This is a genomic window from Mucilaginibacter sp. (genome assembly GCF_028288105.1).
Classification (GTDB): Bacteria; Bacteroidota; Bacteroidia; order Sphingobacteriales; family Sphingobacteriaceae; genus Mucilaginibacter.
Map to the genome: position 1 here is coordinate 1 of NZ_JAQBOI010000261.1, position 12,709 is coordinate 12,709.

Here is a 12,709-nt window from a genome sequence, read left to right on the forward strand (position 1 = left end):
GGGATAAACCTCAATTAAGGGAGTTATTAGAAAAAGTGCTTCCTGCCAAAAAAGAACTGGCTGATGTGGAAATAACCCAAACTTTTTCCGAATTAGGAGAAATTAACCTCTGTCTTAATGCCCGCGAAATTGATAACCTTAATGGCGAAAAACTCATTTTGCTATCCATGGAAGATGTTACCGCGAAGCGTAAAGTTGAAAAGGGCCTGGCAGAGGTAGAACGCTTACTGAGTGAAAGCAAAGAACGCTTAAAATTCGCAGTGGAATCAGCAGGTTTAGGTACCTGGGATTATAACCCCAAAACTAAAGAGTTAATATGCGACAAACGCTGTAAAGAAATATTCAATTTCCCAACCGCAGGCAATATTGATATAACCTCGTTTTTTGAAATGATACACCCTGACGACCGGGAGCGGGTGGAAACCAGCATTTGCGAAACCTTAAAAGATGTAAATTCAGGTCAGTTTAATATTGATTACCGTACCGTAGCTATTAATGAAAAAATAAAATGGCTTAAGGCTAAAGGCAGTGCTTATTTTAATGAGCAAGGTGAGGCAGTGCGGTTTATAGGAACGCTGCTGGATATTACCGCTCAAAAATTACTGGACGAGGCTACTAAAGAATTATTAAAGAAAAAGGATGAATTTATAAGCATTGCCAGCCATGAGTTAAAAACGCCCATAACCAGCTTAAAGGCATCATTGCAAATATTAGATAAGCTGAAGGATAACCCTACATCGGTAATGCTACCCAAATTAATAGCTGTTGCCAACAAAAGCATGGAAAAGATAAGCAGCCTTGTAGAAGACCTGCTGAACGTAAGCAAGCTAAACCAAGGCCAGCTGCATTTACACAAAACCCATTTTGTTATTAGTGATGTTATTGATGGCTGTTGCCATCACGTACGCGCCGAAGGGATATTTACTATAAAAACCGAAGGTGATAAAACACTTGAGGTGTATGCCGATGCGGGTAGAATTGAACAAATACTGGTCAATTTTGTAAACAATGCTATCAAATATGCCCCACAATCAAAAGAGATACTTATCAATATCGAAAAAGCGGGTAAGATGGTTCGGGTATCAGTTAATGATAAAGGGCCGGGCATAGCGCCAGATATGATACCTCATTTATTTGACAGGTATTACCGGGTTGATAAAAGCGGCACTCAGTACTCTGGCTTGGGTTTAGGCTTATACATTTGTGCCGAGATCATCAAAAAACTTGGCGGGCAAATTGGCGTGGATAGCGAAATTAATAAAGGAAGTAGTTTTTGGTTCACACTCCCTTTATCATAAGCAAAAAGCCCCGTAAACATGTTTACGGGGCTAACCAAATATAAATTAACCAAAAACTTATTGTGTTAACACCATGTGCTGGTATGGTTGCAAATACAACTGGCCGTTTAAAGCCACAGTTACATTACTAAAAGCGTTTTTCCAACCCGCGCCTGCAAGGGCTGGTGGTATGGTATAAGTCGCATTTTTATTACGCATATTGGCTATAACCAACACCTTTTGCTTATCGTTTGATTTTGTAAATACGGCTACATCATCGCTGCTGTAAACGCTAAGGTTACCCGTTTTAACGGCATCACTACCAGCCCTAAAATTAAGAATACTCTTATATTCGGCCGTCATATCCGGGTTGGTTGACCAATCTATCGGCGTATTGTAAAAGAAATCTATCTTTTGGGTAGTACCTACTTCCTGCCCGTTGTAAATCATTGGCACCCCTTTCATATAAGCCGTAACCAGGAATGCTGCCATGGAGCCGGTTTTGCCACCATAAATATTTACAGGGCTGCCATCGCTCAGGTAAACATCGTGATTGGTGGTGTACCTAACCACTTGCGAACCCGGCAGCGCGCTTGCATATTCACTTGTATTTAAGTTTTGTAAAAGCGTAAGCGAGTTTGAATTATCAAATATCTTGTTCTTAAGATCTGCGTAATAACCCATGCCATAAACCATTTGGAAACCCGCCTGAAAATGATCTGCGCGGGTACCTTCGGCAAGCATTAATAGTTTGTGGCTTTTAATGCTCTTCATGGCATCATTTGCCTGCTTCCAAAAATCAAGCGGAACAAAATCAGCGGCATCACAACGGTAACCATCGATATTTGCATTGTAAACCCAGTATTTCATGGCGTCTATCATCGCGGCACGCATATCTTTATTGGTGTAATCAAGCGCTATTACATCTGCCCAGTTGGTGCCCGTTGGTGGTGTAAAGTTGCCATTAGCATCCAGTTTGTACCAGCTTTTATTTGCCGTCCATGCGTTATCCCACGAGGTGTGGTTAGCAACCCAATCGAGTATAACAGCCATCCCTTTTGAATGGGCGGCGTTTACAAGTGCTTTTAGGTCTTCCATAGTACCAAATTCCGTATTAACAGATTTGTAATCTTTAACAGAATAAGGTGAACCTAATCCGCCTGCCGACTTCACTACCCCTACCGGGTAAACTGGCATCAGGTAAACTACGTTTACGCCAAGGCTTTTTATATCATCAAGCTTTGCTGTAACACTTTTAAAATCGTGGTTGTTACTAAAAGCGCGCAGGTTTACCTGATAAATAATGGCATCGGTTGTGTTAGGTACGTTGGCATATGGTGTTCCATATTGCGCGTAAACCGGGTCGGTTTTAACATTGTTATTGCTATCCTTTTTACAAAAACTGAAAATGGTTACGAGTGAAATAAGCAGCAGCTTCATTAGTGTTGGTTTTAATTTCATAATTTCAAATTAAATAAGGCGGTGGCATGCACCGCCTTATGAATTAATTTTTCTTGAGTTTATAATTGTAGTTTGACGGATCGTGCAGATCAAGCGTAATGGTATAATTACCGTCTGATGGTACGGTGATATTGCCTACCGCTCCATCGTAACCAAATACAGGGCTATCTGCGTAAGCAAGGTTACCATCGGCATTTACACCAAAATCTATAACCCATGCATTATTAGCCCTAAATTTGAATGAGCCGTCTTTTTTCATATCACAGGTTACAGACCATACTTGCTTAGCGGGATCGTAGGTAAGCTGTGTATCGGTATTCCAACCACCCGGCGACGCATCACCCAATATTGACCATGTAGTTCGCACTGCCGACCACGTATTGGTATTCAAGTTAATTGATACTTGTATATAACCCGGTCCCGGCGAAATTAAACCACCTGCCAAACCATCGGTAGTGATTGCACCGTTGCCGCCATCACCATAATTGATGTGATCCCAATCTTGCGCGGTGGTAAACTTAAAGTAGTAATTATCTGCCGCAGGCATATACACATAGGCCTCGTAGATTTTTGGCTTTAAGGCCGCAGCTGTTGTTGCCGTACCGGGGCTCCATCCCTGATAGTTGCCCGGAATGTACAACAATGGATAAGTTGCAACCGGCTGATATGGTGTTACTTTTACAACAATTGGTTTGCTGTAAGCATACTGATCCTGGTATGATTGTACCCTTACTACCAAAGCACCTTCGGTACCCGGGGCTATACCCATATCGGTAGCAAGTGTGTTCAAGTCTCTACCTAAGTACGATTTGCTTAGCACATCGTTACCTATAGTGATACTCTTGGCATTCCCCCATGCGCTGGTACCAACCGTATCTGCAGGTACATCAATTTGCAGAGTATAAGTTACTGATGCCTTAATGGTATACTCAACCGCTGGCCAAAAAAAGGTAATAACCGATGTGGTATCATTAGCCTTTGAAAGCGTTACTGCTGCAGTTGAAGCACTAAGGTTGCTTGAACCCGTACTAAAAGGCACCGTTTTCAGCACCGTTAAATTAGCCTCCTTCTTACATCCAAAAGCTAAACAGGCAACCAGAATTATAGCGAGATTTAATATTTTTTTCATGATCCTGATGAATTAATTATAACCTGGGTTTTGTTTTAAATTTTTGTTCGCATCAAGCGCGCCGGTAGGTATAGGAAACAGTTTTCTGAAATCGCCCACGGCAGGCACAAAGCCATGCGCCAGTGTAAATTTGTTAAACCTGATCATATCCTGCCTGCGGTGACCTTCCCAGTTCAATTCAAAGCCACGCTCGTCATAAATATTGTCAAGCGTTGGGGCTGCGGCTAATGCGCCTAAACCGGCACGTTGCCTAACCGCGTCAATAAACGGTTTCGCAGCAGCCGCGTTACCTAAACGCACATTACATTCGGCTTGCATCAGCATAATATCCGCGTAGCGATAAATTGGGAAATCGTTTGATGCACCACCACCATTCATTGGTACTGCGGGTACAAATTTGGTATCCCTTACACCTTCATTGGGCGCGGCACCCGGTGCATCAAGTGATGTTACCGTAGTGCTGTAATCAACGCCACCCGGTTGCGGGCCAACTAAGAATTGCTTTCTGCGGATATCATTAGCATCAAACTTGGTATAATACTCCTGAGGTACTATAGATCCGTTCCAGCCGCTATAGCCAAACAATGCCTGGAAATTTGGCCCGTTAAGGCTACGGATAGTTAGAATGTTACGTGATACAATATCTACCGTTACATACATCGACAAAATGGTTTCGTCTGTTGGGTTAACATCACCAAAAAGCTCGTAATACTGGTAACCCAGCGGACTGGCCCCATTTGCGCCACCCGGGTGCAGCGAAAAGCCACCCTGTGCAATTTTATTACAAGCGGCAAGGCATTCGGTCCATTTTGGTGTGCCGGTATAAACCTCGGCATTAAGGTAAACCTTAGCCAATAGCGCATAACCTGCCCATTTGTTAAAACGACCATAGTAAACGCCGCCTTTGGTTTCAGATAGTTTATCAACATTGTCGGTAAGCTCCTTTACAATAAAATCGAACACTACTTTACGATCTGCCTGTGGCAGTTTATCAACCGTAATGTCGTTATCGGTATAGAAAGGCACGTTACCAAAATCGTCTATCAGCAAATAATAGAAAAACGCGCGAAGTACCTTTGCTTCTGCAATTTTAGATTCATCGGCCTTTGCTTTCTCCAACTGCTCTACCGCAAGGTTGGCTGTATAAACAGATTTGTAAAGCCAGTTCCAGGTATTACTAATAATGCCCATGCTGGGCAGCCATTGGCGCTGGTAAAGCTGTGCAAAATCAAGCTGCCAATCGCCGGTGTTACGGTGAGGGATAACCTGCTCATCGCTCGACATGGCATTTAAGTCATACCAGCCGTTATCGGCACCAGCATATCCAACACCATTCCAGTTGCCCCCTACCTGCGAATACACGTTGGCAAGAGCAACATCCGCGCCTTTTGGCGAAGCGTAAAAATCTCCGGCCTCATATTTATCATATACATTTTCATTAACCTTGGTACAACTTTGCGCTGCCAGGCCAATAATTAAAATGCTTGTTAATATCTTTTTCATCTTGAATAAGTATTTATTTTAACACTACATTTAAACCTAACGAGAAGGTGCGGGTACGCGGATAGATCCCGTTATCTACACCAGATGTGTTGTTACCACTCACGTTCAACTCTGGGTCGATACCTGAGTACTTGGTTATCAGCAGCAAGTTTGTACCTGTAAGAGATAAGCGTAACGAGCTGATATATTTCGATTTTGTATCGATACGATAACCAACATTAAGATTTTCCCAACGGATAAATGAGCCATCTTCTAACCACAGGTCGCTTCCGTATTGCGAATGAAACAAGCCCAATGGGATAGCATTTTCCAGCACGTTAGCTTTACCAAGATTTTCGAAATAGCTTAGGTTTGCACGTATAGCATTGTAAATTTTATTACCACCCGAGCCTCGCCACACCATTGATGCATCGAAGTTTTTGTAGCTAAAGCTGGGTGTAAACGCGAAGTTATAAGTTGGCAATGCCGAGCCTTCAAAAACCCTGTCGGGGCTTTGGTTACCCTGGTCAATGATACCATTTTCATCCTGGTCTACAACCGTTTCTGAGTTTGTAGCATCTTTACCTAAGTGTTTAATAATATTATAAGTACCTATTGGCCTGCCTTTTATGAGGTAAGCGTTTGAGCCCCATGATACGTAATCGGTATTTAACTGTACGCCGTTTATAGAACCGCTTAGGTTAAGCACCTTATTTTTAAGGAAGGATGCATTACCCGCCAATGTTAACGTGGTATTTTTGTTTTTTATGACCTGGTAGGCCAAAGAAACCTCTAAACCACGGTTTAACAAACTACCTACGTTGGCCACAATATTAGGGTAAGGGTATGGCGGCTGAGGTACCGTATAATTAAACAACAGGTTATCGGTAGTTGCGGTATAAACGTCAACCGTACCGGTTAAGCGGTCGTTAAGAAATCCAAAATCGATGCCTAAACTGGATTGCTTGCGTGTTTCCCATTTAAGATCGGCGTTTGGATTTTGGCTGATAACAAAATTGGTAATTGATTGACCACCAAAGTATGTTACACCTGCATAGCCCACTAACTGCAATGAGTTTTGCGGAAACAAACCTTGCTGGTTACCGGTAACACCGTAACCGCCACGCAGTTTTAAGGTACTGAAGAGGTTTTGGTTCTTCATAAAACCTTCCTGATCTATACGCCATGCCAAGGATGCCGATGGGAAATTACCCCACTTGTTGTTAGCACCGAATACCGATGAACCATCTCTGCGGAAACTGGCTGTTAACAGGTAACGGTTATTAAACGAGTAGTTAACCCTACCCAAAAATGACACCAGGTTACGGTCATTTTTGTAGGATGATATATCGCCCGGGGTAACTTTTGAAAGATCGCCGAGTTGTAATGCATTGTAAGTTGCAATATCATTTATAAAGCCTTTTGCCTGTGCAAAATTACCATTATAGGTTTGCGACTGATACTCGTAAACAGCAACCGCATCTAAATGGTGTACACCAAAATCCACCTTGTAATTTAAGCTGATGTCGGTCAGTTTTTCATCCTGATGGTAGTTGCTGATATTGGCTATACCCTGGTTATCAATAGCAGTAGAAACTGTTGAAGCAGCAGGTAAATAATAGCCTGTGTTACCATTAACCCTTCTCCAACTGCCAAACCAACCGGCCGTTAAGCCTTTGTACAATTGCAGATCGGCCCTTAAGCTACCAAATAAATTGTCTACATGTGTTTTGTTAACAACAGTTTGCGTAACAGCATATGGGTTAATGTATTGGAATACATTAGGGTCACTATAAAAGCTGCCATCCGGGTTTAAAACCGGGTCTGTTGGCCTTGATACGTATGCATTACTAAACAGGTTTGATGTAAACGCTGCCCTGCCTATAGTTGGCGGACTATAGTTTGCATCGTTCACCCCGCTATTCAAATTCATGGTAAGTGTTAACTTATCATCTAATGCTTTTTGGGTTGCCTGTATACGGCCAATGTAGTTTTTATAATTTGATTTAATTACCGTCCCGGTTTGCAATATAGCGCTTACCGATGCACGATAGTTAAACTTATCGGCACCGCCGCCAAAGGCAATAGTGTGGTTTTGGGTTGAGCCTGTTTGGTTTAACAGATCTACCCAATTGGTACTGGAACCATGGTTGGCAGATGCCGGCACACCATATATCTGGCCTTGTTCCCACCACTGATCAGCATTTAATACTTTCAATGTTTTTGGGATAGCATCTACAGACATGTTAGCGTTATACTCCACACTTGTTCTGCCGGCTTTGTTCTTTTTAGTTGTGATGATCAAAACACCCGGTGCACCACGCGAACCGTAAATAGCCGTTGCAGATGCATCTTTCAGGATATCAACAGATTCGATCTCACTTGGCGGAACCTGGTTAAGCAGGTCCATATTACCCTGTATACCATCAACCACAACTAATGGGTCGTTACCGCCAATAAGCGAAGTTATACCCCGGATCCGCACACTTGGTGATGTGCCCGGTTCGCTACCTGTTTGGGTAACACTAACACCCGCTGCCCTGCCCGCTAATTGTTGCAGCGGATTGGTAATTGGGCCGGGGTTAAGGTCTTTAGTACCTAAATTAGTTACAGCACCCGTTAAGTCAGATTTTTTTTGTGTACCGTACCCTACAACCACTACCTCCGATAATGATTTAGAATTTGGCAATAACTGGATAGTTAACGGCTGGTTAGCGATCATGCTTTTCTCGGCCACATCGTAACCGATAAAACTTACCGTTATTACAATTGCCTGCTGGGTACTGTTCACATGGAAAGCACCATTAGCATCGGTAGCTGTAGCCTGGTCTGTCCCTTTTACACGTATCACCGCTCCGGGTAAAGGCACGTTGTTCTCGTCAATTACCTTACCTGCAAATTGGGACTTTTGTGCAAATGTCAGGGTAGCACAAAGAAAGAAAAGCACGGTCAAGCCGTACTTGAATAAGGAAATGTGTTTCATTTAAAAGGGTTTAATTGGTTTAATTAATTGGTTGGCAGTTGAGGCTGGCCAACAATATCAAAGTAAAAGAGCTTTACGTTTACATACAATATGCATGAAACCCAATATTAAAAATAGGGCAAAGCATTTCTAATTAATAAATTGATAATCAATTAATTAAATAAAATACAGTCATAGGTTTGTATAGATAATTACAAACTTAATATTAAAAAAAGAGATGTTTTAATACACTATGAGGCATTAATTAAACAAAAAAGCAGAACGCAAAATGCCATTTAAGGCGGGAGTGTTTAGAAAAGACAAACTAAATTATTATGGGCAGCTCTTTAACGGCCTTAATACACATTATCTTTTCCTCAAATTCATCATTCGGGATAAAGGAGCGATTCTTCACCTTGGTTTTATAAGTATAGATGGTGTTAACTGAGTAGTTAAGAATTTTGGCGATGGATTCGTTCTCGTCAATACCTAAACGTATCAGCGCGAAAATGCGCAGCTCGTTATTCAGCAATTGGTTTTCGGCAAGGTGCGTTTGGTGATCGGCATCAAATAAAGTATTAAAATCCTCCACAAAATTGGGGAAGATATTCAGGAATACCTTATCAAAACTGTGAGACAGGTTCTCGCGTTCAAAATTGGTGTTTAACCGGTTCAATACAAGCTGCACTTCATCATAACGTTTCTCTTTCACGATCTTTTCTATCGAGCGTTTAAGGCGGTCTATTTTCTCTATATAATCCGAGTGGATATTAAAGAAGTTACCTATATACTCGTCCTTTATCATGTTAGCCTCATCCAGCTTAATGTTGATGTGCGTTAAGGACCGGTTGGCTTTATCAAGCGTTTGGTTAACCTTAATCAGCGATTCGTTTGCTGTGTTAAGGTCATTGTTCTTTTTAACAATTATTTCATCGGCAATACGTAGTTTCTTCAACTGCCTCGAGGTAATAACCGCGAAAATGATCACCACCACAATTAAAGATGTGATAATAGAAGCGTAGATCATTAGTGAACGCTTTTGCTTCTCAATACCGTTTATCTTTTCATTCTCGATAATTGGCAATATGCTGCTTATTTGAGCTTCGCGATGGCGGGCACCGTAAAAAGTGGCATCGTTTATGGCATTATGGATATATAAGAAAGCATTCTTTGTATCGCCTTGCTCATATAAACGGGTGGCCAAATTAGTTAACGCTACCGATTCTTTTGTAGAGTGTGTATTATCAATAATAGCAGCTTTAAACAAAAGCTGCATGCCCAAATCACTTTTGCCGGTACTAAAATAGATCCAGCTTAAACAACTAAGGTTTATGGCGCTATCCTGGTAGGTTTGCGGTAGCTTCATTATTTTCATGTAAGTAGGCAAGGCTGCTTTGTAATTACTGGTACGTAACGTTTTTAAACCTTCTGCCGATAAATATTCATAAGTATCCGGCTTATGTGCTTGTATTATCGAATCGCAATAACGAAGGCCAATAGCGCTATAATGACTGTAATAGTCATTTATACGGTCAAAATCGCCGAGGTCAAAATGGCTGCGGGCCTGCAGGAATAAGTATTCAAACCGTTGCTGTTTATTCAGATAACGGGTATTTACTTTGCTTAAAGTGTCTAATCCCTCTTTGAACATCCCGGCAGATATCAGCACGAAACCCATATCTACCTTAGCGTAATTGATCTTATTCTGATCTTTTAGCTGATAAGCACATTCATTAAGTTTTTTGCAATACACATAGGCAGAATCGTGCACGAAGGATTTGTAGGCATCAAACAACCTTTGGTAATTATTATAGCGTGATGTTAATGAGGAATAATTTGTTTTTAGTTCCCGTTTGATCTTTTCTATATCGGCGAACTTTGCCTGATTATTCCGGATCTTATTATCCAGTATCTTATTCAGAACTTTTTGTAGGCTATCAATATTATCGGCCGCCTTTACCAAGTTTACCTGCGTTAACAACGCAAGCAAAATGCTGCAACAACTTAATATAAATTTGTATTGGCCGCGGGTTCTCATTAACTACTAACTTGCAATAATTGGTACTGCAAAATAGTAATTTTAAGGGGCAATATTAGTAAGGATTTAAACCGACTATAAGCCGGTTTAAATCCTCTAACTAATTATGCCTGTGTTTTGTAATGTATGTCTGACTGCTGCCTTAATTGCGCTGCTGCAAATTCGGGGGTGATATCACGCTGGGCATTGGCTAAAAGCTCATATCCAACCATGAATTTTTTAACTGTTGCTGATCTTAGCAAAGGCGGATAAAAATGCATATGCCAGTGCCATTCCGGGTGCTCACCATCATTTACAGGTGCCTGGTGCATCCCTGCCGAATAAGGGAATGAGGTTTTAAAAAGGTTATCATAAAGAGTTGTCAACTTTTTAAGCGCTCCGGCAAGCGATACTTTTTCCTGATTGGTAAACTCTGTTATATCTTTAACATGCCTTTTACTTATCAGCATAGTTTCATAAGGCCAAATTGCCCAAAAAGGTACCAAAGCTACAAAATCCTCATTCTCAAAAACAACCCGTTCCTGTTGCTCAAGTTCAATCTTCAAATAATCGGCCAATAAACCCGATCCGTTTTTAAGGTAATGTTCTTTTTGTTTTAGCGTTTCCTTCTCTACTTCAACCGGCACACTGCTTTGCGCCCATATCTGTCCGTGCGGATGTGGATTGCTGCATCCCATTATATCACCCTTATTTTCAAATATTTGTATGTATTTGATGAATGAATGCTGAGAAAGTTCCCTGTATTCTGTTACCCACATATCAATTACACCAGCCAGCTCTGTCAAATTTAATTCGGGCAATGTCAGGTCATGCCTTGGCGAAAAGCTGATAACCTTACAGATCCCACTTTGGCTTTCGGCTTTAAGTAACCCACCTATATCCGTTTTGCCTACAGGTGTATCTTCCAGCAATGATGAAAAATCGTTAGTAAAACTATAACTCTTTGTATATGCAGGGTTCTGGCTCCCATCAGATCTTTTGTTGCCGGGGCATAAATAACAGGCTGGGTCATACTCTGGTCGGTTATTAACTGCTTCGGCTTCAACTTTACCTTGCCATGGCCTTTTAGTGCGATGGGGTGCTACCAATACCCACTCTCCTGTTAAAATATTGTATCGCTTATGTGTGTGCTCGCTTAATTTAAACGTATCTTCTATAAAATCCATATGTCCTCAAGTATCGGTAAATAAAAGAAACCACACAAAAAATAGATGAATTTATTGCTAATGATTTATAAATAACAGCCGGATCCTTCCGTAGGGTCCGGCTAATTTTGCTGTAATATCAAAATTAGTTGATCTCCTGTTTCAGCTAATTTCAGCTACAAAAAAGGGTTTAAATATCTTTAATTATATTTTTCATTAATTGTAGCTTAGGCTACGAAAACAACCTTAATACTTATCACAATGATGACAGACAATTCGCAGGCCCTACCTAAGGGCTTTGTACGACTTAGCGGCTCCCAACAGGAAATAGCCGACAAACTTGGCCCCCTTGCCGATCTTGTAGGCACATGGCGCGGCAACACCGGATGGAATATGATAGCTGTCCCATCAAATTTAGGTGAGATCAAAAGCTTTAAACTGCTCATACAAAATTACTCGGAAACAATAACCTTTACCCCTATTGGGGCACCGGTACCAAACCGTGGCGGCGAAGACATGCAGTTTATTACCGGATTAACGTATGACCTTACCATAACTGATAATGCTACCGAAGGTGTTCTACACCTGGAAAATGGCATGTGGTTATACATGGCCGATGTACAAAAACAGCCGGATAAAAGGGATGACCTTTTTAAAGCGGCAGCGACCGATCATTTTTACACATTAGCCCGCCAGGCAAGTATACCGCATGGCGATGTTGTTGTAGCTTTAGGCGATGCAGTAACATCTACCGGGACACCGGTTATTCCACCGGTAGAGGGGCACCCTATTGACTTTGGCACCCCACCACTTAGGGGTTATCTGGATCAGTATACCCATACCGCCTTTCCTCCGGCACAGTTTGATACCAAAGACCCAAATGCTGCTCTGCGTAATGCGATTGAAGGCCAAAATATTGGAAATGTAACCACCATTACTGTTGATACGCTTGTTAAAGGCGGCGCTATAGTAAATATTCCGTTTGTACAGCAAACTGTTGACCCAACCCGGTTTGTATCAACCTATTGGATAGAGGACGTTACGCTGGCCGATGGTACTAAGTTTAAACAATTGCAATACTCACAACAGGCTGATCTGAATTTTATTCCGAAATTTAGCGGACTGGAAGGCACCATCATGTGGCCGCACATTAATGTAAACACATTACGTAAACAAAACTAATTTGTTAACCAAATACAAAAAGCGACGGAAGAT

Annotated in this window: 8 protein-coding genes; 2 read left to right on the forward strand and 6 right to left on the reverse strand. The window is 41.6% G+C overall.

Annotated features, from left to right (window positions below):
- A partial coding sequence (locus JWQ85_RS17615; RefSeq protein ID WP_299470318.1) for a cell wall metabolism sensor histidine kinase WalK occupies positions 1-1,298 on the forward strand: 1,298 nt, incomplete at its 5' end.
- 57 nt (positions 1,299-1,355) lie between these two features.
- Here JWQ85_RS17615 and JWQ85_RS17620 read toward each other — a convergent pair.
- The 6 genes from JWQ85_RS17620 to JWQ85_RS17645 all read right to left on the reverse strand — a co-directional run bounded on the left by JWQ85_RS17620 (position 1,356) and on the right by JWQ85_RS17645 (position 11,515).
- Positions 1,356-2,738, reverse strand: coding sequence for an alpha-amylase family glycosyl hydrolase (locus tag JWQ85_RS17620; protein WP_299470319.1), 1,383 nt, complete (start codon positions 2,736-2,738; stop codon positions 1,356-1,358).
- A 43-nt stretch (positions 2,739-2,781) separates the two neighbouring features.
- Entirely contained in the window at positions 2,782-3,867 is a 1,086-nt protein-coding gene (locus JWQ85_RS17625; protein WP_299470320.1) for a SusE domain-containing protein, read from the reverse strand.
- Positions 3,868-3,879: 12 nt separating this feature from the next.
- Entirely contained in the window at positions 3,880-5,370 is a 1,491-nt protein-coding gene (locus tag JWQ85_RS17630) for a RagB/SusD family nutrient uptake outer membrane protein (protein WP_299470321.1), read from the reverse strand.
- A gap of 13 nt (positions 5,371-5,383) precedes the next feature.
- Positions 5,384-8,332 (reverse strand): TonB-dependent receptor, encoded by a 2,949-nt coding sequence (locus tag JWQ85_RS17635; RefSeq protein WP_299470322.1) that lies wholly within the window; start codon positions 8,330-8,332, stop codon positions 5,384-5,386.
- A 304-nt stretch (positions 8,333-8,636) separates the two neighbouring features.
- Positions 8,637-10,274, reverse strand: coding sequence for a DUF6377 domain-containing protein (locus JWQ85_RS17640; RefSeq protein WP_299470323.1), 1,638 nt, complete (start codon positions 10,272-10,274; stop codon positions 8,637-8,639).
- 179 nt (positions 10,275-10,453) lie between these two features.
- Positions 10,454-11,515: a UDP-glucose--hexose-1-phosphate uridylyltransferase gene (locus JWQ85_RS17645; RefSeq protein WP_299470324.1), complete on the reverse strand. Its 1,062-nt coding sequence runs from the start codon at positions 11,513-11,515 to the stop codon at positions 10,454-10,456.
- Positions 11,516-11,755: 240 nt separating this feature from the next.
- Between JWQ85_RS17645 and JWQ85_RS17650 the strand changes: the two genes are divergently transcribed.
- Positions 11,756-12,676, forward strand: a complete 921-nt coding sequence (locus tag JWQ85_RS17650) for a heme-binding protein (RefSeq protein ID WP_299470325.1) — start codon at positions 11,756-11,758, stop codon at positions 12,674-12,676.
- Positions 12,677-12,709: the final 33 nt, after the last annotated feature.

Coding starts and splice junctions, on each gene's coding strand:
- JWQ85_RS17620 (WP_299470319.1), bottom strand. CDS start 2,738: ATGAAATTAAAACCAACACTAATGAAGCTGCTGCTTATTTCACTCGTA.
- JWQ85_RS17625 (WP_299470320.1), bottom strand. CDS start 3,867: ATGAAAAAAATATTAAATCTCGCTATAATTCTGGTTGCCTGTTTAGCT.
- JWQ85_RS17630 (WP_299470321.1), bottom strand. CDS start 5,370: ATGAAAAAGATATTAACAAGCATTTTAATTATTGGCCTGGCAGCGCAA.
- JWQ85_RS17635 (WP_299470322.1), bottom strand. CDS start 8,332: ATGAAACACATTTCCTTATTCAAGTACGGCTTGACCGTGCTTTTCTTT.
- JWQ85_RS17645 (WP_299470324.1), bottom strand. CDS start 11,515: ATGGATTTTATAGAAGATACGTTTAAATTAAGCGAGCACACACATAAG.
- JWQ85_RS17650 (WP_299470325.1), top strand. CDS start 11,756: ATGATGACAGACAATTCGCAGGCCCTACCTAAGGGCTTTGTACGACTT.